General features: G+C 70.9%; 21 protein-coding genes and 1 tRNA gene. 4 read left to right on the top strand and 18 right to left on the bottom strand.

Annotated features, from left to right (window positions below):
• Positions 1-29 precede the first annotated feature (29 nt).
• Positions 30-1,175 (bottom strand): glycosyltransferase family 4 protein, encoded by a 1,146-nt coding sequence (locus ACFVN5_RS02385; protein WP_376953022.1) that lies wholly within the window; start codon positions 1,173-1,175, stop codon positions 30-32.
• Between the two features lie 79 nt (positions 1,176-1,254).
• Here ACFVN5_RS02385 and ACFVN5_RS02380 point away from each other — a divergent pair, with 79 nt between their 5' ends.
• The gene (locus ACFVN5_RS02380) at positions 1,255-2,073 is read left to right on the top strand and encodes an ABC transporter permease (protein ID WP_376953021.1); all 819 of its coding nucleotides are present in this window, start codon (positions 1,255-1,257) and stop codon (positions 2,071-2,073) included.
• A gap of 76 nt (positions 2,074-2,149) precedes the next feature.
• On the opposite strand, the gene ACFVN5_RS02375 is transcribed toward ACFVN5_RS02380, so the two are convergent.
• Positions 2,150-2,656: a hypothetical protein gene (locus ACFVN5_RS02375; RefSeq protein WP_376953020.1), complete on the bottom strand. Its 507-nt coding sequence runs from the start codon at positions 2,654-2,656 to the stop codon at positions 2,150-2,152.
• 241 nt (positions 2,657-2,897) lie between these two features.
• On the opposite strand from ACFVN5_RS02375, the gene ACFVN5_RS02370 reads away from it, so the two are divergent.
• Positions 2,898-4,106, top strand: a complete 1,209-nt coding sequence (locus ACFVN5_RS02370) for a polysaccharide ABC transporter ATP-binding protein (protein WP_376953019.1) — start codon at positions 2,898-2,900, stop codon at positions 4,104-4,106.
• Here the strand turns inward: ACFVN5_RS02370 and ACFVN5_RS02365 are convergent.
• From ACFVN5_RS02365 to ACFVN5_RS02345, 5 genes are read right to left on the bottom strand one after another with little or no spacing between them, the layout of a single operon-like run.
• Positions 4,087-5,007, bottom strand: a complete 921-nt coding sequence (locus ACFVN5_RS02365; protein ID WP_376953018.1) for a glycosyltransferase family 2 protein — start codon at positions 5,005-5,007, stop codon at positions 4,087-4,089. The genes ACFVN5_RS02370 and ACFVN5_RS02365 overlap by 20 nt on opposite strands.
• Positions 5,004-5,981: a glycosyltransferase family 2 protein gene (locus tag ACFVN5_RS02360; RefSeq protein ID WP_376953017.1), complete on the bottom strand. Its 978-nt coding sequence runs from the start codon at positions 5,979-5,981 to the stop codon at positions 5,004-5,006. Before ACFVN5_RS02360 ends, ACFVN5_RS02365 begins: the two co-directional genes overlap by 4 nt.
• Positions 5,982-6,012: 31 nt before the next feature.
• The gene (locus ACFVN5_RS02355; protein ID WP_376953016.1) at positions 6,013-7,095 is read right to left on the bottom strand and encodes a glycosyltransferase family 4 protein; all 1,083 of its coding nucleotides are present in this window, start codon (positions 7,093-7,095) and stop codon (positions 6,013-6,015) included.
• The gene (locus ACFVN5_RS02350; RefSeq protein WP_376953015.1) at positions 7,092-8,351 is read right to left on the bottom strand and encodes a glycosyltransferase family 4 protein; all 1,260 of its coding nucleotides are present in this window, start codon (positions 8,349-8,351) and stop codon (positions 7,092-7,094) included. Before ACFVN5_RS02350 ends, ACFVN5_RS02355 begins: the two co-directional genes overlap by 4 nt.
• A 5-nt stretch (positions 8,352-8,356) precedes the next feature.
• Positions 8,357-9,856 carry a polysaccharide biosynthesis tyrosine autokinase gene (locus tag ACFVN5_RS02345; protein ID WP_376953014.1) on the bottom strand — a complete coding sequence of 500 codons (1,500 nt, stop codon included), beginning with the start codon at positions 9,854-9,856 and terminating at the stop codon, positions 8,357-8,359.
• A 70-nt stretch (positions 9,857-9,926) separates the two neighbouring features.
• Between ACFVN5_RS02345 and ACFVN5_RS02340 the strand changes: the two genes are divergently transcribed.
• The gene (locus tag ACFVN5_RS02340) at positions 9,927-11,087 is read left to right on the top strand and encodes a hypothetical protein (protein WP_376953013.1); all 1,161 of its coding nucleotides are present in this window, start codon (positions 9,927-9,929) and stop codon (positions 11,085-11,087) included.
• Here the strand turns inward: ACFVN5_RS02340 and ACFVN5_RS02335 are convergent.
• From ACFVN5_RS02335 to dcd, 5 genes are all read right to left on the bottom strand, one after another.
• Positions 11,084-12,481, bottom strand: a complete 1,398-nt coding sequence (locus ACFVN5_RS02335; protein WP_376953012.1) for an O-antigen ligase family protein — start codon at positions 12,479-12,481, stop codon at positions 11,084-11,086. The genes ACFVN5_RS02340 and ACFVN5_RS02335 overlap by 4 nt on opposite strands.
• A 76-nt stretch (positions 12,482-12,557) precedes the next feature.
• Positions 12,558-12,836: a PqqD family peptide modification chaperone gene (locus ACFVN5_RS02330; protein WP_376953011.1), complete on the bottom strand. Its 279-nt coding sequence runs from the start codon at positions 12,834-12,836 to the stop codon at positions 12,558-12,560.
• Positions 12,833-13,687 carry a nucleotidyltransferase family protein gene (locus ACFVN5_RS02325; protein ID WP_376953010.1) on the bottom strand — a complete coding sequence of 285 codons (855 nt, stop codon included), beginning with the start codon at positions 13,685-13,687 and terminating at the stop codon, positions 12,833-12,835. The genes ACFVN5_RS02330 and ACFVN5_RS02325 overlap by 4 nt, the downstream gene beginning before the upstream one ends.
• 11 nt (positions 13,688-13,698) lie before the next feature.
• Complete coding sequence (locus tag ACFVN5_RS02320) at positions 13,699-14,766, bottom strand: glycosyltransferase (RefSeq protein ID WP_376953009.1); 1,068 nt, start codon at positions 14,764-14,766, stop codon at positions 13,699-13,701.
• A 126-nt stretch (positions 14,767-14,892) separates the two neighbouring features.
• A complete protein-coding gene (gene dcd, locus ACFVN5_RS02315) occupies positions 14,893-15,498 on the bottom strand; it encodes a dCTP deaminase (RefSeq protein WP_376953008.1) in 606 nt (201 codons plus the stop codon).
• Between the two features lie 109 nt (positions 15,499-15,607).
• Here dcd and ACFVN5_RS02310 point away from each other — a divergent pair.
• Positions 15,608-15,678, top strand: a tRNA-Gly gene (locus ACFVN5_RS02310).
• Between the two features lie 54 nt (positions 15,679-15,732).
• Here ACFVN5_RS02310 and ACFVN5_RS02305 read toward each other — a convergent pair.
• The 6 genes from ACFVN5_RS02305 to ACFVN5_RS02280 are packed head-to-tail and all read right to left on the bottom strand — an operon-like array spanning position 15,733 to position 22,835.
• Entirely contained in the window at positions 15,733-16,731 is a 999-nt protein-coding gene (locus ACFVN5_RS02305; protein WP_376953007.1) for a hypothetical protein, read from the bottom strand.
• A gap of 15 nt (positions 16,732-16,746) precedes the next feature.
• Positions 16,747-18,456 carry an FAD-dependent oxidoreductase gene (locus ACFVN5_RS02300; RefSeq protein WP_376953006.1) on the bottom strand — a complete coding sequence of 570 codons (1,710 nt, stop codon included), beginning with the start codon at positions 18,454-18,456 and terminating at the stop codon, positions 16,747-16,749.
• Positions 18,453-18,938, bottom strand: a complete 486-nt coding sequence (gene trxA, locus ACFVN5_RS02295) for a thioredoxin (RefSeq protein ID WP_376953005.1) — start codon at positions 18,936-18,938, stop codon at positions 18,453-18,455. Before trxA ends, ACFVN5_RS02300 begins: the two co-directional genes overlap by 4 nt.
• A complete protein-coding gene (clpB, locus tag ACFVN5_RS02290; protein WP_376953004.1) occupies positions 18,935-21,586 on the bottom strand; it encodes an ATP-dependent chaperone ClpB in 2,652 nt (883 codons plus the stop codon). Before clpB ends, trxA begins: the two co-directional genes overlap by 4 nt.
• Positions 21,577-21,894: a chaperone modulator CbpM gene (locus ACFVN5_RS02285; RefSeq protein WP_376953003.1), complete on the bottom strand. Its 318-nt coding sequence runs from the start codon at positions 21,892-21,894 to the stop codon at positions 21,577-21,579. The genes clpB and ACFVN5_RS02285 overlap by 10 nt, the downstream gene beginning before the upstream one ends.
• Complete coding sequence (locus ACFVN5_RS02280; RefSeq protein WP_376953002.1) at positions 21,891-22,835, bottom strand: DnaJ C-terminal domain-containing protein; 945 nt, start codon at positions 22,833-22,835, stop codon at positions 21,891-21,893. Before ACFVN5_RS02280 ends, ACFVN5_RS02285 begins: the two co-directional genes overlap by 4 nt.
• Between the last annotated feature and the right edge of the window lies 1 nt (position 22,836).

Raw genomic sequence — 22,836 nt, 5'->3', positions numbered from 1 at the left:
CCGTCCGTCAGCAAGCGCCCTGACGCGTCTCAGAGCCTGTCGAGCACGGCCCGCAGGTTCGCCCACGCCCACGACCAGTCGTGCTCGAGGGCGCGCTGCCGCGCCGCCGCCCCGAGCCGCTGCCGGAGGGCCGGGTCGTCCACGAGCTCGGCGATGGCCGCGGCGAGCGCGTCGGGGTCGTCGGGCGACACATAGCGGCCAGCAGAGCCGACGACCTCGGGGATGCCGCCGATGCGGCTCGCCACCACCGCGAGCCCGCTCGCGAGGCCCTCGCCCGCCGTGAGCGGGCACGGGTCCGCCCAGCGTGACGGCACGACGAACACGTCGGCGCCGCGGAAGATCTCGGGGACGGATGCCCGGTCGACGAAGGGCTCGAACGTGACGTTCGGACCGGCGTCCGCGGCGAGGCGGCGGAGCTCGACCTCGTAGGGCGACGCTGCGGCGTTCCGGTCGAACCCCACGCTGCCTACGAACGCGAACTCCAGATCGTCTCGGCCGAGCATGGCCGCCGCACGAAGCAGCACGTCGGGACCCTTGTCGGAGATCATGCGTCCGAGGAAGAGGATCCGGAGCGGACCGACGCTCCTCGGCCCAGGCGCCGGCGTGAAGACCTCGCAGTCCACGCCGTTGCGCACGACATGCAACCGGTCAACGAGAGGGCGCGGCAGGGAACGTGCGAGTTGTGCCGCCAACGAATCGCTGACCGCGACGATCGCAGCCACCCCGCCGAGCATGCGCGCCGCCTCCGACTTCGTGTACGTGCCGAGCAGGTCGTTGTGCGCGTAGAGCACGACGCGATGGGGTGTATCGCGCAGGAGCCACGCCAGGACGGGCGCGTTGTGGGCCAGCACGATCGCGGGCTTCCGCTCGGCGATCGCGTCGGCGGCGGGGCGGAAGTACCGCGCCGCCGCGCGGCGGGGCAGCCCGACGCGCCCCAGCGCGACATCCGCGAGCCGCTCGCGCCGCGACGGGCCGGGTACGCCGTCGTATTCGATGGGCGTAGCGCTGTCGTACCGCGGACGCATCGTCGAGGCATCCAGCACCACGAACGGCCGGTAGCCCCACCCGTCGCGCTGTGCGGCGGCCGAGAGCCCGTGCGCGACCGTCGACGTCGCCGAGCCCGTTCGCGGCGAGTAGTGGTCGCCCGGGGTGATGACGTGGATGAGGTCGGGCACGACCACATGCTACGGGCGACGGGCCGGTAGCATTCGAGGGTCCCTCCGATCGGCGGGTCACCTCTCGAGACGGACCCGCATGCGACCCACGGTGATCACCCCTCCCGGCCGCTTCGCGCTGCCGCATTGGCACGAGCTCTGGGAGGCCCGAGAGGTCGCCCTGCGATTCGGCCAGCGCGACGTGGTGCTGCGTTACCGCCAGACCGCGATCGGCGTCATCTGGGTGTTGATCCAGCCCCTCGCCGCGGCGGGCATCTTCTCGATCATCTTCGGCGGCGTGGCGGGCCTGCCGACCGGGGGCATCCCCTACTTCCTGTTCACGTTCATCAGCATGCTCGCGTGGACCCTCTTCAGCAGCATCGTGAGCCGTTCCGCGCCATCGCTCGTCGCCAACCAGGCGCTCGTGTCTAAGGTCTTCTTCCCACGGATGCTAGTGCCGATCTCGACCGTCATGGCCGCGCTGCTCGACTTCGTCGTCGGCCTCGGGCTCGGCATCGTGCTGCTCATCGTCTTCGGCGTGAATCCCGGATGGGGCGTGCTCCTCATGCCGATCTGGGTGCTGCTCTTCGTGCTGCTCGGACTCGGCATCGGGCTCGCCGCCTCCGCATGGATGGTGCGCTACCGCGACGTCGCCTACGTGCTCCCGTGGATCATCCAGATCGCGCTCTTCGCCACGCCCGTGGCGTACTCGCTCGAGGCGGTGCCCGCGGGCCTCGAGCCGCTGTTCCTCGCGAACCCGCTCTCGTGGCTCATGGAGCTCTGGCGGTTCTCGATGCTCGGCACCGCGATGCCGCCTACGTGGCAGCTCATCGGCGCGGTCGTCGTCAGTCTCGGCGTCTTCCTCGCCGGCTCGATCGTGTTCCAGCGCAACGAGCGCTCGTTCGCCGACCTGATCTGACGGTCGGCGCTCGGGCGTTCCAGCGCATGCAGAAGGCCCGGTCGAGATCGACCGGGCCTTCCGACGCACTGAAGGATCAGGCGGGGCCGCTGCAGTTGGTCGCGCAGTCGGGCGGAGCCGGCAGCGAGATCGTCTGGGTGGGCCCGCCACCGATGGTGTACGAGACGATGAGCGTCGAAGCCGAGCTCTCGGAGTCGAACAGGATCGCGGTGCCGCCGCAGTTCGGGGCGACCGTGACCGGCACGTTGAAGGGGTAGCTGACACCCGGCGTGAGCGGGGTGAGCGGCTTGTTCGAGTTGTTGACGATGCCCGTGATCGTCGCGATGAGCCCGCCCGGAGGAAGCGCGCACTGGTTGCCGACCGTGACGCAGATCTGCAGGATGTAGCCGAACTTGACGCCGGTGGAACCACCGGGGCACTTGCAGCTCTGGCCGCCGAACGACGGGACGGGCGTACAGGGGCTCGCGGCGTAGGCCGGAGCCGGAACGGCGAGGGCGACTGCGGGCACGGACCACGCCATCGCCTTGGCGACCGTGCGTCGGCTGACGCCCGGCTTCTTCTCTTCGAGATCGAGGTCGCTCATGGCGTGCTTCTCCTGGGCTGTGGACTGGAGGCGGCCGCCTGAGCGCGACCGCTATTCGGGTGAATGCTGTGAGTTTGCAACTCTCGGGCTGAGAGTATCGGTTTTCAGGAGCCAACTCTAGAGCAGAAGCAATCCTCAGTCATATCCTCGGCACCCCGTGTTCGGGTGTCATGGCGCGGATGTTAGCGTATGAGTCGCCGTGGCCGGGCAGCCCGGCCACCCACCGAGCACGAGGGATCGTATGGCCAACGGCACCGCGATTTCGGTCTCGAACCTCTCGAAGACCTACCGCATCAGCCACCAGCATCGCAGCAGCCGCGCCACCGAGGCGATGGTCGAGTTCCTCCGCCGACCCTTTCGACGCCCCGAGGTGGAGCTCTTCGACGCTCTCCATGCGCTCGACTTCGAGATCCCGCAGGGCGAGGCCGTCGGCATCATCGGCCGCAACGGCGCCGGCAAGTCCACGCTGCTCAAGCTCCTCACCCGCATCACCGCGCCCACGACCGGACGCATCGTGCTCAACGGCCGCGTCGGCAGCCTGCTCGAGGTCGGCACCGGGTTCCACCCCGAGCTCACCGGACGCGAGAACATCTTCCTCAACGGCACCCTGCTCGGCATGCGCCACCGCGAGATCAAGCGCCGATTCGACGAGATCGTCGAGTTCGCGGGCATCGAGCGGTTCCTCGACACGCCCGTCAAGCGCTACTCCTCGGGCATGTACGTGCGACTGGCCTTCGCCGTCGCGGCGCACCTCGACACCGAGATCCTCGCGATCGACGAGGTGCTGGCGGTCGGCGACGCCGAGTTCCAGCGCAAGTCGATCGCGAAGATGCGCGACGCGGCCGCCGACGGTCGCACGGTCCTGTTCGTCAGCCACCAGATGCACACCGTGATGAACCTGTGCACGTCCGCGCTCTTCCTGCAGGCCGGCGAGCTGGCCTACCAGGGCGATGTCGAGACCGCGATGCAGCGCTACCGCGACACGTTCGACGACCACGCGCAGGCGCAGCTCGAGGCATCCCGCCGCCCCGGTTCGGGGCAGCTGCGCGCCGACGCCGTGACCGTCTCGAAGCCGACGTACGCCTCGGCCGAGCGCAAGCAGGTCACGATCGAGGTCCCGAGCGGACCGTCGGAGATCGGCCAGTATTACGTCTCCTGCCACGTCACCGACGCCAACGGAGTCACAGTCGTGCAGTGCGACTCGCGGCTCGTGGGCACGTGGCTCGACCCCGAGGTGCCGCACGAGCTCGTGCTCGGGATCGAGGACCTCATGCTGCGTCCCGGGCGCTATTCGGTCGACGTTTTCCTGTGCGCCACGGGCGTCATGGACGCCTGGGAGGGTGCTGCGGCATTCGAGGTGCTCCCCACCCTGCCGTACCCCGAGTCGGCGACCGAGGACGCGTGGAGCCACGGCACCGTGCTCTGCGACTTCACGTACCAGGAGACGTGAGCCGCAGGCGGCTCGCGACCGTCTCGAACGCGCCCCGGGCGAAGCCGCTCGGCGAGATGCGAAGGGCGTCCCGGACCTCCGCGACCGCACCCCCGACGTCTCGACCGCGGACCTGCTCGCCGATCCGAGCCGGGGCCCCCGCGGCCATCATCGACCGGTAGCGGCGCAGGTTCCGGCGCAGCAGCTCGACGCTCCGCTCGTCCCCCGCGGTCGTCGCGGCGTCGATGTTCACCCGGATGGCGCGCACGCTCGCCGCGTAGCGGGTGCGCCAATCGGCACGGGTGATGTTGTCGTCGTGCCGCCGGTAGTCGACCACGACGGTCCCCGAGCTCGCCATGGGACCGAGCCGCAGCATCCGCAGGATGAACTCGTCGTCCTCGGCCAGCCGGAACGTCGTGTCGAACGGGCCCGTGCGGGCGAGCGCGTCGCGTCGCACCACCATCGTGGTGATCCGCGGGATCGGCGTCGCGCCGCTGAGGAAGTCCTCGCGCGAGGCGTCCGCCGTCGCCCAGGAGCCGAACGGTCGTCCGTCGGCGTCGACGTAGCGGCCGTCGCCGAAGGCGGCGAGCGCGTCGGGCCTCGCCGCGAGCACGCCGACGAGCTGCTCGAGGCGCCCCGGCGGCCACACATCGTCGTCGTCGAGGAAGGCGACCAGCTCGCCGTCCCCGGCGTCGATCCCCGAGTTCCGGGCGGCAGCCTGGCCGCCGTTCCGCCGGTGCAGCACGATGGCTTCGGGACCCGCCACGCGCTCGACGGCCTCGGGGTCGGCGCAACCGTCGTCGACGACGATGATCCGCCGGTCCAGCCAGGTCTGGTCGCGGACCGACTCCAGGGCGACGGCGAGGAAGGGCAGCAGCCGGTGCGTCGCCACCACCACGTCGACGCTCGGCCCGGCGGTCATCCCGCTGCGCCGCCCGAGGCCCGGCGCAGGCGCGCGACGTCGCGGGCGCTGGCGACCACGCCCGCCGCCGTGCCGACCGTGTCCACGACCGCACGCCAGCCGCCGCCCGCGATCCCACGCGCCTTGGAACGCAGGTCCGGGCGGTCGGGATCCCGCACCGAGCGAACGCCGTCGACGACGTTCCGGCCCACCTGCCGGGCCGCCGTCCGCATCCAGCTCCGGAAGTGCGGGTCGCGGTACCCGAGCGTCGTCGCGAGCAGCACGACGTGGTTCCGTGCGCCGTAGTAGCGGTAGCGGGTGTCGAAGCGACGGCCCTTCGCGTAGACGCCCGCGACGTGCCGCACGACGGCGAACGGCGTGTAGGCGACCCGAAGGCCGGCGCGCCGCATGCGCAGCGCGATGTCGGTCTCCTCGCGGAGGCAGGTGCCGGGGTAGAGATCGCGGATGCCGCCGAGCTCGCGGACCACCGGCATCCGGACGGACATGTTGGCACCGAGCATGTGGTCGACGTCGAGCACGCGTCCGGGATCGGCCGCGAAGAAGCCCGTGAGCCGGCCGTCGGGCAGGAGCAGGCCGATCTGGCCGAGTCCCTCGCGATCCTCGCCGGGCTGGCCGTTGAGGGCCCTGCCGCCGACCGCGGCGACGGCGGGGTCGTCGTACGGCTTCAGGAGCTCCTCGAGCCAGTTCGGCTCCGCGAACGCGTCGTCGTCGAGGAAGGCGACGACGTCCTCCTCCAGGTCGGCGACGCCGATGGCCCGGCTGGTGGCCGTGGTGCCGATGCCGCGCTCGTTCCTGCGGTACTCGACGCCCGGATGCCGCGCCACGACGTCGCGGGTCGCGGTGTCGGGCGAGGCGTCGACGACGACGGTCCGCGCGGGGCGCACCGTCTGGCGCTCCAGGTGCGTGAGGCATTCGTCGACGAACGCGGCGCGCTGGAAGGTCGCGATGACGACGGAAACCGTCGGACGCGTCATCAGGGTCTCCTCGGCTCGGGCACGATGGAGTCTAGCGGCGGCGACGGCGTGTGGCGCGTCGGCCGAGCCCGTCGCGGTAGATCCGCTCGTAGGCGTCGACGACGCGGCGGAGGTCGAATGCGGCCGCGCGGCGGAGTCCGGCCTCCCCGAGGGCCGTCCGGCGCTCGGGGTCCGACAGCACGTCCGCGATGGCGAGTCCGAGCGATTCGGGCGCCACGAGGACACCGGCCCGACCGCCGTCGGTGACGAACCGGGCGCCGATGTTGGGGGTCGCGACGACCGGCACGCCCGCGGCCATCGCCTCCGCGTAGGGGATGCCGAAGCCCTCGTAGGTCGACGGCAGGCAGAACACCCACGCCCGGCCGTACTCCTCTGCGAGTTCGGCGTCGTCGAGCCGCCCGAGTGCGCGCACGGTCGGCGGGAGGTCGGCGGGCGCGTCGCGCGTGACCATCCGCAGCTCGGCGTCGGGCACGCGCGGGACCACGTCGCGCAGGAAGGCCTCGGCCAGCAACGAGCCCCGCTTCCGCGCCCCCCAGGTGCCGACGAACAGGACGGTCGGCCGCTCCGCCTTCGGGACCCGCGTCGCGAGGCGATCGATGTCGACGCCGTTCGGCACGACGGTCGAGACCCAGGGCATCCATCGGCGGGTCCCCGGCGAGACGAGCACGGTGCGATCGGCCACGAGCGTGGCGAGGGTCTCGGTGACGCCGAGCAGCAGCATCCGGAGCCGTTCCTTCGCGCCCCTGATGCGCAACGCCTCCTCGAAGCACGACCCGTGCATGGTGCGCACGTGCACGGGTGCGCGCCGCCGCCAGAGCCAGTAGTCGTCGCCGTGGGCGTGGATCACGTCGAACCCCGAGAAGTCCTGCTCGCGCAGCGCGAGCGCGAACCTGAAGGTGCGCAACGACCCGATGACCGGCACGGCGCGATGGGCGTACTCTGCGCCCTCGACGGCACTGCTCGGGCTGAACATGACGACCTCGTGGCCGCGTCGCGCCAGCTCGGTCGCCATCGCGTGGGCCTGGTAGCCGACGCCCATCTTGCTGTCGCTCGGCAGGTAGTTCGACACCATGGCGATGCGCAGCCGCCGGGCGCCGGCGTCGGGGGCCGTCATCGCACCGTCAGGGTGCCCGGGAGCGCCACCCGCTCGCGATAGAGCCGCTCGTAGGCATCGACTGTGGCCCCCCACGTGAACGCCGCCACGCGTTCGGCACCCGCAGCGCCCAGCCGGTCGGCGAGGCCGGCGTCGCCGAGCACCTCCTCGAGTGCGCGTGCGAGCGCGTCGGGGTGCTCGGGATCGACGAGGTACCCGTCGTGCAGGTGCGCGACGAACTCCGCAGGGCCGCCGTGGTCGGTCGCGATCACGGGCAGCCCGGCGCGCCATCCCTCGAGCACCACGATCCCGAACGCCTCCACCCGGCTCGGCACGACGAGGAGCGACGCCGACGCCATGGCACGGGCCACCTCGGGCGGGTCGAGGCGGCCGAGGAAACGAACGCGGTCGGCCACCCCGAGACGATCCGCGGATGCCTCGAGGGCAGTGCGCTCTGCGCCGTCGCCGCCGACCACCAGGCGCGTGCCGTCGGGGACCGAGGCGCGCGCGAACGCCTCGAGCAGCAGGTCGAAGCCCTTCACGCGGACGAGCCGCCCGACGGCGAACACCGTCGGCTCGGCGCTCGGCGCCGTGCCCGCGGCATCCGCGGGGTCGACACCCGAGGAGGCGGCGACCGAGGGGCCATCGAGCGGATCGACGCCGTTGAGCACGACGTGTCCGCCCTCGAGGCCGAACCGGGCGCGGAGGTCGGCGAGCGTGTACTCGGAGCAGCCGGTCACGAACTCGGACCGCGCGATGGCCGTTCGGAGCCCCGACCGCAGCAGTGCCGACTGCCCGAACACGTCGTCCTCGTCCATGAAGGTCTCGCCGTGCGAGCTGACCGCCATCGGGATCCGGAACCGACGGCTGAGCGCCGCGGCGTACACGCCGTTCGGTCCGAAGCACTGGACGTGCAGGAGGCTCGGCCGGAAGCTCCGGACGGCCTCGGCCCACAGGCCCCACGCCTGCGGAACCCGACGTGCGAAGCCGGCGAGCGCCCCCGCCGATCTGGCCGGGAGCGGGGCGGGCAGCCACCTCACGGGTACGCCGTCGACGAGGTCTCGGCTCGGGACGCCGTCGCGCGCGACGGTCCACACCTCGACCGCGTGACCACGCGCGGTCAGCTCGCGGGCGACGTGCCGGACGTGCTGCTCGACGCCACCCGGATTGGGGTAGGCGGAGGAGGCGACGAGCGCGATCCTCGACGACCGCTCCGGGGTCGTCGTCCGCTCGGGCTCAGGATGTCCCGCGCCGCCCATGTCCGTTCCGCGGGCCACGCGGCTCAGCCGCGACGACCGCGACGACCCGAGTGCGCCGTGGCCTCCTCGACGAGCTCGCTCGCGCTGTCGGGCACGACCGTGCCGGCCGGAACGACGGGCACCTCGGCCGCGCCGGCGTCGTCCTTCGCGTACTCGCGGCGGTACTCGTAGGAGTACGGCGAGGCGTCGACGCCGCGGAGCGGCGCCTTGTTGAGGACGATGCCGAGCGCCCGACCGCGCGCCTTGTAGAGCGTGTCGAGCGCCTTGGTGAGCAGGTCGTGGGTGGTCTTGCCGAGCGTGACCACGACGAGCGCTCCGTCGGCCTGGTGTGTGAGCACGGCGCCGTCGGTGACGGGCAGGAGCGGCGGCGCGTCGATGATGACGGTCGCGTGCTTGGTGAGGTCGGCGATGAGCGTGTGCATGCGCTCGGAGCCGAGCACCTCGCTCGGGTTCGGCGGCGTGCTGCCGGCCGCGAGCACGAGGAGGTTGTTCGACTTGGGCGTGCGCTGCAGCACCTCGGAGAGCGCCGCGCGTCCGGCCAGCACGTCGCTCAGGCCGGCGCCGTCGGGCAGGCCCATGGTCTTGGCGACCGTCGACCGGCGGAGGTCGCCGTCGACGAGCACGACGGTGGTGCCCGCGGCTGCGAGGGTCAGCGCGAGGTTGCACGCGATCGTCGACTTGCCGTCGCCCGGGAGCGGGCTCGTGACGACGATGGTCTTCGGCGGGTGGTCGACGTCCATGAACTGGAGGTTCGTTCGCAGGGCGCGCAGCGCCTCGGTGACGGCGAACGTGCCGCCCTTGCCCCCGCTCGGCGCCGACGGGTCGACGAGCCGCGTCGCGGCGTCGAGGCCGGGCGCCACGGGGATCGTGCCGACGACCGCAACGCCCGTCTTCTGCTCGGCGTCCTCGGCCGTGCGGATGCGACGGTCGGACACGGTGCGGATGAGCGCGAACGCGACACCGAACCCGAAGCCGAGGATGCCGCCCACGAGGAGGGCGGTCTGGAGGTCGGGGAACGTGGGACTGGTGGGCAGCGACGCCGAGTCTCCGGGGATGACCGTCACCGCCGCCGATCCCTCGGAGCCGTCGCCCTCGATCTGGTCGATCTCGATGATCATCGCCCGGATCCACGCCTCGGCGAGGTTGCGAGCATCCTCGGGCGTCGATGCCTCGGCGCTGATCTTCATGATCACCGTGTCGGTCGGATTGGTGACGGTCACGCGGCCCACGAGGGCCTCGGGGGTCGTGTCGAGGCCGAGCTCGTCGATCGCGTTCTCCGCGACGGAACGCCAACCGGCGATATCGAGATACGACTGCACGCGGGAGCGGGCGAGCCCGTCGCCCACCGTCGAGAGGCTCACGTCCTCGCTCTGCTTCGCCGCGACGTAACCGCTGGCTCCGGCGGTGTACACCGGGGTCTGCAACAGCGTCCAGCCATAACCGGCGGCGACGCCGACCATCGTCATGAGGACGATGGCGACCCAGTGCCGGCGCAGGCCACGCAGGTAGTCGCGGAACTCCATGCCACCTCCGTGGTGCGTTCGGCCATTCCGGCCGCGGCGCGGCTGACCGTCTGTGAGTAGGCTCCATGGTATGCCAACTGCCTTTGATGTGCGCGCTCTCTCCTCGACGGTCCGGATCGAGCTCGACGACAGCCTGAGCGCCGACGAGCAGCAGACCATCGCCGCACAGTGGTCCGACCTCATCGTCGACGACGGCGACGCGCCCCTCCGCACCATCAGCGCGGGCGTCTCGGGCATGCTCGCGGAGGACGACGCGCCGACCGTCGTCGCACCGTCCGCCGAGATCCTCGCCGACCTCATCGCCACCGAGATCACGCATCAGGGCATCACGGAGCTCCGCGGCCAGGCGCTCATGCTGCACGCGGCGGGCATCTCGCTCGACGACGGTCGCGTCGTCGGCTTCGTCGGCCCGTCGGGTCGTGGCAAGACGACCGCGTCGCGGGCGCTGGGAACGGCGTTCGGCTACGTCACGGACGAGACCCTCGCGGTGCGCCCCGACGGCACCGTCGTCCCGTACCCCAAGCCGCTGTCACTCGGCCAGCGCCCCGGGCACAAGCGCACCGAGGGGGCGACGGCCCTCGGCCTGAAGCCGGCCGCCGAGGCCCCGCTCCGGCTCGCCGCGATCGCCCTCCTCGACCGTCAGCCCGACGCCGCGGAGCCGACCCTCGAGCACGTCCCGCTGACCGAGGTGCTGGCCGAGCTCGTCCCCCAGACGAGCTTCCTCCCCGAGCTGGAGAATCCGCTCCGCACGCTCGCCGAGCTCGTCGTCTCGACGGGCGGCGTGCGACGGGCCGTCTACGCCGAGGCCGACACGCTCCCGAGCCTCGTCGACCAGATCCTCGCGAACCCGTCCGTCGAGGACGACCCGCGCCTCACCGAGGTCGCCACGCCCGAGCGAGACTGCGACTGCTTCAAGCACCTGCTGCCCGAGCAGTACCCCGATGCCCCGCAGCCGCGCGGCGACGGCCCTGCCGGCACGTTCCGACGGGCCACCCACCGCGACGCGCTGATGGTCGACGACCAGCTCCTCGTGCTCGTGCCGGGCAGCGTGACCGTGCTCGATGGCATCGGCCCGATCGTGTGGCTCGCCGCGAACGACTCGACCGAGGCCGAGATCACGGCGGCCGCGGTGCGGCAGCTGCCCACGCCGCCCGAGGGCGTCGACCCGTCGGCCGTGGTGAGCGCGGCGATCGCCGACCTCGTCGAGGCCGGGCTGCTGGTCGCGTTCTAGCGGGTCGCCTTCCACGAGGTCGCGGCTCGCGACGGCGGGCGCACGGATGCCCCCGGGCGCCGTGACGCCGCGGCATCCGGCTCGCCCGTCATGCTCTGCTCCTCGCGATCCAGCGCGCCGAGGCAGATGCCCGCGATCACGAACGGGATCGAGACCTGGGCCGCGATCCAGAAGAGGTCGAACTGGCCCTGCACGATGCGACTCAGCACGACCGCGACCGCGATCGTGCCGTAGCGCGGATCGACGCGCCAGAGCACCACGAGCACGCCGATCCACATCACGATGAAGCCGATGAGCCCGATGATCCCGGCGGAGGCGAGTACCTCCATCTCCGCCTGCGGCGGCTGGAAGGGCACCGTCGCGTCGTTGTACCAGTACCGGAGGCCGTGGCCGAAGATCGGCGACTCGCGCCAGTAGTGGAAGACCTCGCGGAACCAGTTCAGCCGCTGGAAGACGGAGTTGAACTCGTTCTGCGAGGCGACCTGGTCGGCGATCATGGTCGCGATCAGCCACGCCGCGGGGATGAGCAGGAGCAGCACGAGGCGGGATCGGCCGGTGACCTTGCGCCGGATGACGACCACGACGACGGCGAGGATCAGCCCGACCAGCGCCTGACGCGACTGCGTCATGAGGATGGCCACGACGAGAAGGGCCAGCGTCCACCTGGCGAGCGTGCGGTTCCACCCCACCCAGTCGGGGTTCACGTACACCACCACGGCGGCGAAGGCGAGGGCCGTGCCGATGAAGTTCTTGTGCATCCCGAACGGCCAGGTGATGTAGACGGGACTGAAATTGCCCGTCACGTACTGGAGTCCGCCCTGGATCACCGTGAGCAGGGCGATGGCGCACGCGGTCACCACGAGGAGGGAGAGCGCCAGTCGCGCGTACCCGGCCGCGCCGAGGGCCCACCCCACGATGAGGGCACCCGATACGAGCAGCCAGGCGTGCACCCACTCGAACGTGTTCGCCGCATAGGGGTTCACGATGACGGTGAACAGCGTCGTGAACTGGTAGAAGAGGTTGAACCAGAGCAGCGCTCGGAGCGACCGGCTGTAGGGGCGCTTGCCGAGCAGCACTGCGCACCCGAACGCCGCGGCGAGCGCGAAGTCCGACACCGAGAGGTCGCCCGCACCCAGGCCGACGCGCTGCACGATGAAGAGCGCGGGCATCGACATGAGGGCGATGGCCAGCGGCACCGACGGGGTGAGCACCGCGCCGATGACGAGACCGGCGAGGGCGAAGGCCGTCACCGTCGCGTTCTCGAGACCCTGGTTGAGCACGATGTAGGCCGCGGCCGCGGCGGCTCCGGCGAGCAGCACCCATCGCCAGAGTCCGGCCCACCAGTCGGCGAGCCGCTCGCGCCACAACTCCGCGCGCAAGCTCGTGGAACCCATGGCCGTGCCCTTCCTGAAATCCGCTCCAGTATCGCAGGGTGAGGAGCGCTCGGCATCCGGCGGGGGTGCAACGGCGTCAGGCCGGGGCATCCTCGGGGTCGGCGACGAGAAGCCCTCGTCGCACGAGATCGTCGACGATGCGCTCGACCTCGCCCTGCACCGCCGACAGCGGTGCGCCGGTCAGCTCGGCGACGCGCTCGGCGATCGAGTCCCGCTCGCCGGCGCGGGCGGCGACCCAGATCGCAGCGGCGCCCCCGTCGAGCACCGCGATCTGGCCGTCCGGCACCGGTGCCGCATAGACGACGTCACCCTCCTCGACCACGGCGACGCCCGGCGCGGGACGCAGGCGGCTCATCGCGCCGCCCCCCGCCGTCGCACGCCACGCCACGCCTCGCCGACCGCCCTCGCGGGTCGGGCGACGAACTCGACCACGATCTCGCCCCGGGTGGGCGGCCGGCCGAGCCGGTACTCGAGGTGGTCCACGTTCACGAGCGGCGCCCGCACCACGATGCCCACCGCTTCGGACCACGTGGGCGCGGCGCGAACACGTCCCCACCACTCCTCGGAGCGCGTACCCCCGGAGGAGACGGCCTTCCACAGCCGGAAGTCGCGTTCCCCGCGATACTCGTCGAGGTCGCCGACGGCCGCCGCGAAGCCGACGTGCGCGTCGAGGTCGGCCACGAGCGACTCGATCTCCTCCCGGCGCTCGGGGCTCGCCCGATGCCACGCGGCGTCGAGATCGCCCGGATTAGAGCCGCGAGCGCGGGCCACGTTGAGAATGAGCAGCAGCGATTGCGCCACGGTGCTCGGCACGGGGCATCCGATGCCCGCGATCTCGACAACGCCGCGGTCGGCCCACAACCGCTCGAACGCGGCGTCGGGGCGGAGCCGCACGCCCGGGAAGAAGCGGTGGACGTCGATGTAGCCCCACACGTCGTGCAGGTAGGTCTGCGCATGGCCGAACGGCGACCCCGAGAAGAACGTGGTGTGCAACCGCCATCCGTGAGCCCGCATCGCACGGTCGAGCGCGGCGAAGTGCGCCGGCCGCACGAGCACGTCGACGTCGGTGCCGTGCATCTCGGGCGGGCGCAGCGAGGGATCGACGGCGGCGCCCTTGATGTGGAGCAGGTCGACCCGGATCGAGTCGGCGAGGTGCTGCACGGCCGCGTGTCCGAAGCGCAGGCGCACCGGGAGCGGGACGCTCACCCGCGACTCGCTCACGCCCGCTGCACCACCGCTTCGATCACGTCGGAGAGCCGAGCGACGTGATCGTCGCGCCCGAAGGAGCGACCCCAGGCCCGACACGCGTCGGCATCGAGACGGCGCGCGAGCAGGATCGCCTCCGCGAGGGCCTCGGGCGTCTCGGATGCCGCGTGGAAGCCGTTGATCCCGGGGCTCACGGTCTCGAGGTACCCGCCGGCCGCAACGGTCGCCGCCGGCGTGCCCTCGAGTGCCGCCTCGACGACGGTGAGGCCGAAGTCCTCGCGCCCGGCGCCGATCACGACGGCCGCGTTGCGGTACACCCAGCAGAGCTCGGCGTCGCTGATCCGCCCGAGGCCGAAGACGCCCGACTCGGGCTCGTCGAGCGCGTGCGATCCCGATCCGGCGACCACGATGGGCAGGCCGGCGAGCTGTGCGGCCGCCACCGCGAGGCCGACGTTCTTGTAGCCGCGGTCGCGCGCGACGATCACGGCGAACTCGGCGGGGAGTTCCCGATCCGGCCGGATCGCGACCGGCGCCACGGGCTGGACAGGTGGGTGCACGACGATCGACTCGATGCCGTACCAGGTGCGGATGCGCTCCTGCGTGACCGCCGAGTTCGCGACCACCGCCCCGGCACGATGCATCGCGTCGAGGTCGCCTCGCTTGAGCAGCGGCGTACTGAGCGTCAGGCCCGCCCGTCGCACCGGATTGAGGCGCATCCGGTAGTCGTCGGCCGCGTAGAGCCAGCGCGCCGGGCTGTGCACGTAGACGACGTGCGGGATCTCGAACTGGAACCGGTGCGCCCAGCCGCTGCTCGAGACGAGCGCGACATCGCCCCCGTCGACGGTGGTGCGCGCGGCGATCGACGGCAGTGCCGGAAGCATCCACTCGACCTGGTTCGCGAACGCACCCGGGATGGTGGCACGCACGTCGAGGTCGCGGAACTCGTCGAAGGTCGATGCGGGGGCGTGCGCCAGCGTCACGACGCGCCGCGCGCCGAATCCGGCGGCCCACTCGGCCACGACGCGCTCCGCTCCGCCCACCTGCAGAAGGTAGTCGTGGGCGAGGATCACCTCGGGCACCGTTCCCCCTCCCGCCATGCCCGCGACGACAACGCGGGCATCGTGGTCATCGTACCTTCACGGAGACGAGGGCGCAGACGGCTCGGGACAGTGGGCGCCTGCCGTCAGCGGAGGACGCGGCATCCCTCAGCGACCCGCGGACCCCGCCTCGGTCACCCCGACGTCGGTCCGGTGGAAGTTCTGGAACGATCGCGACGCCGTCGGCCCGCGCTGCCCCTGGTAGCGGCTCGAGTAATCCGCGGAGCCGTAGGGCTTCTCGGCCGGCGACGAGAGCCGGAAGAAGCACATCTGCCCGATCTTCATGCCGGGCCAGAGCTTGATCGGCAGCGTCGCGACGTTGCTCAGCTCGAGCGTGACGTGACCCGTGAACCCGGGGTCGATGAAGCCGGCCGTCGAGTGCGTGAGCAGGCCGAGCCGACCGAGCGAGCTCTTGCCCTCGAGGCGCGCCGCCACGTCGTCGGGCAGCGTGACGGCCTCGAACGTGGACGCCAGCACGAACTCGCCCGGGTGCAGGATGAACGGCTCCTCGGGGCGCACCTCGATGAGGTGGGTCAGCTCGGGCTGGTCCTCGGCGGGGTCGATGAACGGGTACTTGTGGTTGTCGAAGAGCCGGAAGTAGCGGTCGAGTCGCACGTCGATCGACGACGGCTGGATCATCCCGGGCTCGTACGGCTCCAGCCGGATGCGCTCGCGTTCGAGCTCCGCCCTGATGTCACGATCCGAGAGCAGCATGCACGCCAGCCTAGCGAGCCTGGCCGCCTCGTTCCGCCGGTCGCCGAGGGCGCGAGAACGGGGCCCGCACTTGCTACGATGGTCAACGCTGCATCCACGGATGTCGCATGCCGATGTAGTTCAATGGTAGAACTTCTGCTTCCCAAGCAGACAGCGCGGGTTCGATTCCCGTCATCGGCTCTCCGTGAATTCGCCCTGGTCAACCATCTCCCGGTCGTCCCATCGGCGGACTTCCTAGGCCCGCTCGTCTGCCAGGCGGGCGCGGCGCTCCTCTTCGCGTTTCGAGTACGCCGCGGCGCGGATCGCTTCGTCCGACTCCAGGCCCGTGCCCAGGGCACCGCCGAGGGTGGCCACGGACGCGACGAGCCAGGTGAGCACGAACAGGTCGTCGTAGCCGAAGGACGTGCCGAGCGATCCGCCCATCACGGCCGGGTCCAGGACGAACAGCGCCCAGACCAGGTTCACGACGTACAGCGCCAGATAGCAGATGACGACCCCCACCGTCAGCGTCAGCAGTGTCGAGGTGTTGTAGAGACGGGACCGTTCCCGAGCCTGCGCGGAATCGTCGTCGGGCCGGTCCCACAGTTCACCGTCGATCACGATCCAGGCGACGACGATCGCGATGGAGGCGAAGGTCGCGACCCAGAGGCGCCACCACGACAGGGAGGCGGCGAGCAGCCAGAACGTGGGCTCGATGGTCGCCACCGCACCGGTCGCCAGAGCCGCCACGAGCGCGGACTTGAGCCCTGCCGCGAGACGCCACGGACGGTTGGCGAGCACCATGCCCAGCAGCACTCGCGCACGACCACTGAGACCGGGGAGCGGCAGGCGCTGCTCGTCGGGCGAGGCGGGTTCGGCCATGCCGCTGACGAGCCCTTGCACGGCGTGTCGGGCGCGGCTCCGGATACGGTACCCGCCGAGAGCGGGGAGCGACAGCACCGCCGACTGTTGCTGCGGATCGATCGCCGCCAGCAAGTAGCGGCCGTCGTCGTCGCGGAGCGGAAGCTCGGTCACCCCGATCACCAGGTCCCAGTGGCGCTTGTCGCGCAGCGCACGAAGTCGTCCCAACGCGGTGTCGACATCCTCGGACCCCAGCGTGAACGGCTCGCTCACCAGCTCGATGTCCCAGCCACCGCGGTCCTCACTGTCCGGCGGAACGAGATCCGTCATCCGGCGCGCCACCTCGGTCGGCGAAGCCGGGTCCGCCACCAGGCCCACTCGGATCGGCTCCATCTCCGCAACGCTCGCTCAGAACCGGGAGCCACCGGTTTCGAGGTAGTCGTAGACCATCTTGACGACACTCGCGCCCTCGCCGATCGCCGCCGACATGCGCTTCACCGACCCGCTGCGGGCGTCGCCGATGGCGAAGACACCGGGCACGGAGGTCTCGAGGGGCTGACGACGCGCGTCGGGGGATGTCGTGCCGGATCCGGTGATGAGGTAGCCGCGCTCATCTCGTTCGATGCCCGGCCCCAGCCACGAGGTCGCGGGCGTGGACCCGATGAAGACGAAGAGGTGCTCGGCGGCGATCTCCTCCCGGGTGCCCGAGGGCCGATGCTCGACGACGACCGACTCGAGGTGCGTCGTGCCGGTCGCCTCGACCACCTCGGTCCGCCGATGCACGGTGATCCGCGGGTGAGCCTCCACCTGGGCGACCAGGTATCGCGACATGCTCTCCGCCAGGTCGTCTCCGCGCACGATCAGGTGGACGTGGGCAGCGGTCCCGGCCAGGAAGACGGCCGCCTGCCCGGCCGAGTTCCCGCCGCCGACCACGACGACCGGGTCGGTGCCGCACTCGCGCGCCTCGTTGACCGTGGCGGCGTAGTAGACGCTGGTGTACTCGAACCGATCGAGATGCTCGGCTGCGAGGCGGTTGTACTCCATTCCGGATGCGACCACGACCGCGCGTGCGGAGATGCGCGTTCCGTCCTCGAAGTGCACCTCCAACTCGCCGCCGGCGGACGTGAGTCGCTGAGCCGCGGAGGGGGCGAAGAGAGTGGCGCCGAACTTGGCGACCTGGAGCCCGGCACGGTCGGCGAGTTCCGCGCCCGAGATCCCCGAGGGGAATCCGAGGTAGTTCTCGATCCGCGCCGAGCGTGCCGCCTGGCCGCCGGTCGCGACGGCGTCGGAGAGCACCACCGAGAACCCGTCGGAGGCGGCGTAGACGGTGGCAGCGAGGCCGGCCGGCCCCGCGCCGACGACCAGTACATCGCTGGTCGCCGGGGGTCGACTGCTCCGCAGGCCCAGCGCGTCCGAGACCTCGACGATCGAGGGATTCCGCAGGATGCGGGAGCCTCCGATGATGACGACTGGCACGTCGTCGACGCCCACGCGGAGCCGCCGCACGATGGCTTCGGCGGAGGGGTCGCCTTCCAGGTCGAGCAGCCGGTGGGGTATCCGGTTGCGAGCCGCGAAGTCGAGCAGCCGGCGTGTGTCCGGAGAGAAGCGCGATCCCACGATACGCAGCCCGCTGCCGAACCCGATCGCCATCGACCGACGGATGAGATACGCGCGCAGGATGACGTCGCCGAGCAGGGGATCGCCCGTGACGATCCGCTCCAGCGCTGGGATCGGCACGTCGAGCACGCTGCCGCGTTCCAGTGCGGCGATCGTGGCGAAGGAGGGCTGCCCTTCCAAGAAGCCGATGTCGCCGACGAAGCGGCCGGGACCATGGATCTCGATCCGAGCGTCCCCACCGCCCGAGTCGTCGCGGCCAGGTTCCCGACCACCCTGCTGGAGGCCCGGATCGCCGTCGTAGACCATGACCCGACCCTCGACCACGACGAAGAACGACCCGGGAGGCTCGCCGGCCCGCGCGAGCACTTGGCCTTCGGAGACGGGCCTGGTCGTACCGACCTCGCTCAGCGTCTGCAACTGGAGGGGTGTGAGCCGCGGATATGCACCGAGCGTGTCGGGGGTCTCCGTGGCCAGGTCCTCTGTTCCGGGGTTGCGCGTCACGCGACGTCCTCGTCTCGCCCTACGGACTTCTCGTCCTGCGCGTCCCTCGCCATCGCGTCATCGAACCACCGGCGCAGCACCTCGACGGGCGCAGCGCCCGCCTGCCTTGCGATCACCTTGCCGTGGTGCATGATCAGCAGCGTCGGCACCGCCTGCACCGTGAACCGCGACGAGAGCCGGGGCGCCCGGTCGACATCCACCTTGACCAGCTTCACTTCGCCCGCCCGCTCGGTCGCCAGTTGCTCGAGCACCGGGCTGACCATGCGGCAGGGGCCGCACCAGGTCGCCCACATGTCGACGATCACCGGCGGGTCCGCCTTCTCGGCGATCTCGGCGAAGGTGTCGTCGAGCGCGTTGACGATCCAGGGCAGCGCCCGATGACAGTTCCCGCACCGCGGCCGCCCTTCGGCCACGGAGGGCACGCGGTTCTTGCGTCCGCAATTCGGGCAGCGGATGATCGTGGTCGCCGCGGGCGTCTTCATACCGCGACCTCCTCGTCGACCTCCGACTCAGCCGGCACGTCGACCACGTCGACGACGAGGTCACCGTCGCGCACATCGATGCGCACGGTGGAGCCCTCGGCCACCGCTCCGGAGAGGAGCGCCCGGCCCAGGCGGGTCTCGATGTCGTGCGAGATGTACCGGCGCAGGGGCCGTGCGCCGAACAGCGGATCGTATCCACGCTCGGCGATCAGGTGCCGTGCTTCCGGCGTGAGTTCGAGCGTGATCTGGCGCTCGTCGAGGCGGCGCCGCAGGTCGCCCATCATCAGGTCCACGATCGCCTCGATCTGCTCCAGCCCGAGCGGGGCGAAGATGATGATGTCGTCGACGCGGTTGAGGAACTCCGGGCGGAAGTGGCCGCGCAACTGCCCGAGCACCCGGTTCCGCACGTCTTCGGCGATCCCTCCGCTGCTGTCCCGCGCACCGGTCAGCAGGTCTTCGGCCCCGATGTTGGAGGTCATGATCACGATGGTGTTGCGGAAATCGACGGTGCGACCCTGACTGTCGGTGATGCGGCCGTCGTCGAGCACCTGCAGCAGCGTGTTGAAGACATCCGGATGCGCCTTCTCGATCTCGTCGAAGAGCACGACGCAGTACGGCCGCCGTCGCACCGCCTCGGTGAGCTGGCCGCCCTCGTCGTACCCGATGTACCCCGGAGGGGCTCCGACCAGCCTGCTCACCGTGTGCCGCTCCTGGTACTCGCTCATGTCGAGGCGGATCATCGCGGACTCGCTGTCGAACAGGGCGCCGGCCAGCGCTTTCGCGAGCTCGGTCTTGCCGACGCCCGTCGGCCCCAGGAAGATGAACGACCCGATGGGCCGTCGTGGGTCGCGGATGCCCGATCGGGCGCGGATGATCGCCTCGGTGACGAGTGTCACGGCCTCCTCCTGCCCCACGACACGCTCGCGCAGGACCTCGTCGAGCTTCAGCACCTTCTCGCGTTCGCCTTCCTGGAGTCGTGCGACGGGAATGCCCGTCCAGGCCGCCACGATCTCCGCGATCTCCTCTTCGGTCACGACTTCGCGCAACAGCCGCTGCTGGCCCTGCTTCGAACGGAGTCGCTGCTCCTCGGCGGCGAGGTGGCGTTCGAGTTCCGCGAGCCGGCCGTAGCGCAGCTCGGCGGCACGGTTGAGGTCGTAGCTGCGCTCGGCGTCCTCGGCTTCGCGGCGCACCTTCTCCAGCTCGCCACGCAGTTCCTGCACCTTGCGGATCGCCTGACGCTCGGCCTCCCACTGCGCGCGTTTCGCGTCGGCTTCGGCTCGCAGGTCGGCGAGTTCGCGGCGCAGCTCCTCGAGACGAATCCGGCTCGGCTTGTCCTTCTCCTTCTCCAGCGCGGCCTCCTCGATCTCGAGCCGGGTCACACGCCGTGTGAGCTCGTCGAGCTCCGCCGGCATCGAGTCGATCTCGGTCCTCAGCCGGGCGCAGGCCTCGTCGACGAGGTCGATGGCCTTGTCGGGCAGGAACCGGTCGGTGATGTAGCGGTGCGAGAAGGTCGCCGCCGCCACGAGGGCGTTGTCCTGGATGCGCACTCCGTGGAACACCTCGAGACGTTCGCGCAGTCCGCGAAGGATCGAGATGGCGTCTTCGACACTCGGCTCATCCACCATCACGGTCTGGAAGCGGCGCTCGAGGGCGGCGTCCTTCTCGATGTGCTGGCGGTACTCGTCCAGGGTCGTCGCCCCGATGAGGTGCAGCTCGCCTCGCGCGAGCATCGGCTTCAGCATGTTGCCCGCATCCATCGCGCCCTCGGTCGCGCCGGCACCGACCAGGGTGTGGAGTTCGTCGATGAAGAGGAGGATGCGCCCCTCTGCGGCGACGACCTCGGCCAGCACCGCCTTCATCCGTTCCTCGAACTCGCCGCGGTACTTGGCGCCTGCGACGAGGGCGGCGAGGTCGAGCTGGAAGATCGTCTTGTCCCGGAGCCCCTCGGGGACGTCGGTGCGGACGATCCGCTGTGCAAGGCCCTCGACGATGGCCGTCTTGCCGACACCGGGCTCGCCGATCAGCACCGGGTTGTTCTTCGTCTTGCGCGACAGGATCTGGATGACGCGCCGGATCTCCGTGTCGCGCCCGATGACCGGATCGAGCCGGCCCGCACGCGCGTCGGTCACGAGGTCCCGGCCGTACTTCTCCAGAGCCTCGTACGTCTGCTCGGGAGTCGCGGAGTTCACGTGCTGGTTTCCGCGAACGGCGGTGAGCGCCTTGAGGAAGGACTCTCGGGTGACGCCGTTGTTCCGCAGTTGGCGCGCAGCTGCGCTGCCCGACGGGTCGTCGGCAAGCGCGAGCAGCAGGTGCTCGACCGAGACGTAGGAATCCTTGAGTCGAGTCGCCTCCCGCTCGGCCCGATCGAGGGTCGCGGCCGTGCTCTTCGAGATGAACACCTGACCGGGGGTCGCACCGGGGCCGGTGGTGCTCGGCTTGCGCTCGATCGCGTGCTGCACCTCGTTGAGTAGGACCGTGAGATCGACGCCGGCCGCCTCGAGCAGTCGCGGGATCAGCCCGCCCTCCTGCGTCAGCAACGCGAGCAGCAGGTGCTCGTTCTCGATCTCCGTCTGCCCGTTCCGGCTCGCGATGCTCTGCGCGTCCTGCAGGGCTTCCTGGGACTTCTGGGTCAGCTTGTTCATCTCCATGGCGGAGTCTCCCTTCCGGAGGGGATCACCCACCGCCGGGTCTCGAGTGCATCGATCCGCGCGAGCAGGTCGATGACCAGGGCGACGGCGGCGTAGTTGAGCGACAGGTCGGCGTGCAGTCGCACGATGCGACGTACCAGTTCGGGCGCGGCCGGGGTGAACCACAACCGACCCGACCCGTCCTGCCGGGCGGGGAGGAGCCCGAGCTCGACGAACCGTCGCACCAACTCGGGATGCACGCGGGACGCGGCGGCGACCATCTCGAGGTCCAGGCGGGGCGGGAGTACCGGGAGCAGTGGAGAACTCATGATGACGACCTCGGGTCGTAGGCGGATTCGCGCCTCAGCTGTTCGAAGAGCTCGCGCTCACGGTCGGTCAGGTGCGGCGGAACCATGACCTTGACCTTCGCGAACAGGTCGCCGGGCTTGCCTCCCGGCTGCGGCATCCCCTGGCCCTTCAGTCGTAGCCGCCGGCCACTGGACGAGCCCGGGGGCACCCGCACGGTGACCGGGCCACCGGGCACCCGAGTCGACACGCTTGCGCCGAGGGCGGCCTCCCACGGGGAGACTGGCAGGTCCATCTCGATGTTCTTGCCGTCGAGCCGGAGGCGACGGTCGGGCCGGACTCTGAACGTGACGATGAGATCTCCGGCCCCGCCGTCCTGCCTCCCTGCACTCCCGCCACCGGCGATGCGGAGGCGCTGGCCGTCGAGGACGCCGGGCGGGATCTGGATGTCGAAGGTCTGACGGTCGCCGTCCGGGCCGGAGAGGACGATGGTCCGGGGGCCACCGCGGAAGGCCTCCTCGACGGTCAATTCGAGTTCGACCTGATTGTCCATTCCCCGCATCGAGCCGAAGACGTCGCCGAAGAGGTCTCCCCAGTCGACGGAAGCCCCGCCGGGACCAGCGGCGCCTTGCGCACTCGACCAGCTGAAGCCGGACGGTCCCGGGCGAGTTCTGGTGCGGCCGCCACCGCGACCACCCCGTCCACCGGCGGCCTGCGAGGCGTACTCGCGCTCGGCAGCCGCGTACTGCCGGAACTCCGGCCCGAATCGGTCGTACTGGGCCCGCGACTCCGGGTCCGACAGCACGTGGTACGCCTCGCTGATCTGCTTGAACTTCTCCTCGGCGCCCGCCTTCTTGTTCACGTCGGGGTGGTACTCGCGTGCCAGCTTGCGGTACGCGCGCTGGATCTCCGTGGCGTCCGCCGACCGCGGAACGCCGAGCAGCTGGTAGTAGTCGTCCGCCACG

Source organism: Agromyces sp. NPDC057865, assembly GCF_042796995.1.
Lineage (GTDB): Bacteria > Actinomycetota > Actinomycetes > Actinomycetales > Microbacteriaceae > Agromyces.
The sequence above is the reverse complement of the archived record's forward strand: the minus strand, read 5'-3'. Positions and strand labels throughout refer to the sequence as shown.

Bases quoted from the DNA above. Each gene is read 5' to 3' on its own strand.
- ACFVN5_RS02380 (WP_376953021.1), top strand. From the start codon at position 1,255: ATGCGACCCACGGTGATCACCCCTCCCGGCCGCTTCGCGCTGCCGCAT.
- ACFVN5_RS02375 (WP_376953020.1), bottom strand. From the start codon at position 2,656: ATGAGCGACCTCGATCTCGAAGAGAAGAAGCCGGGCGTCAGCCGACGC.
- ACFVN5_RS02370 (WP_376953019.1), top strand. From the start codon at position 2,898: ATGGCCAACGGCACCGCGATTTCGGTCTCGAACCTCTCGAAGACCTAC.
- ACFVN5_RS02365 (WP_376953018.1), bottom strand. From the start codon at position 5,007: ATGACCGCCGGGCCGAGCGTCGACGTGGTGGTGGCGACGCACCGGCTG.
- ACFVN5_RS02360 (WP_376953017.1), bottom strand. From the start codon at position 5,981: ATGACGCGTCCGACGGTTTCCGTCGTCATCGCGACCTTCCAGCGCGCC.
- ACFVN5_RS02355 (WP_376953016.1), bottom strand. From the start codon at position 7,095: ATGACGGCCCCCGACGCCGGCGCCCGGCGGCTGCGCATCGCCATGGTG.
- ACFVN5_RS02345 (WP_376953014.1), bottom strand. From the start codon at position 9,856: ATGGAGTTCCGCGACTACCTGCGTGGCCTGCGCCGGCACTGGGTCGCC.
- ACFVN5_RS02340 (WP_376953013.1), top strand. From the start codon at position 9,927: ATGCCAACTGCCTTTGATGTGCGCGCTCTCTCCTCGACGGTCCGGATC.
- ACFVN5_RS02335 (WP_376953012.1), bottom strand. From the start codon at position 12,481: ATGGGTTCCACGAGCTTGCGCGCGGAGTTGTGGCGCGAGCGGCTCGCC.
- ACFVN5_RS02330 (WP_376953011.1), bottom strand. From the start codon at position 12,836: ATGAGCCGCCTGCGTCCCGCGCCGGGCGTCGCCGTGGTCGAGGAGGGT.
- dcd (WP_376953008.1), bottom strand. From the start codon at position 15,498: ATGCTGCTCTCGGATCGTGACATCAGGGCGGAGCTCGAACGCGAGCGC.
- ACFVN5_RS02305 (WP_376953007.1), bottom strand. From the start codon at position 16,731: ATGGAGCCGATCCGAGTGGGCCTGGTGGCGGACCCGGCTTCGCCGACC.
- trxA (WP_376953005.1), bottom strand. From the start codon at position 18,938: ATGAAGACGCCCGCGGCGACCACGATCATCCGCTGCCCGAATTGCGGA.
- clpB (WP_376953004.1), bottom strand. From the start codon at position 21,586: ATGGAGATGAACAAGCTGACCCAGAAGTCCCAGGAAGCCCTGCAGGAC.
- ACFVN5_RS02285 (WP_376953003.1), bottom strand. From the start codon at position 21,894: ATGAGTTCTCCACTGCTCCCGGTACTCCCGCCCCGCCTGGACCTCGAG.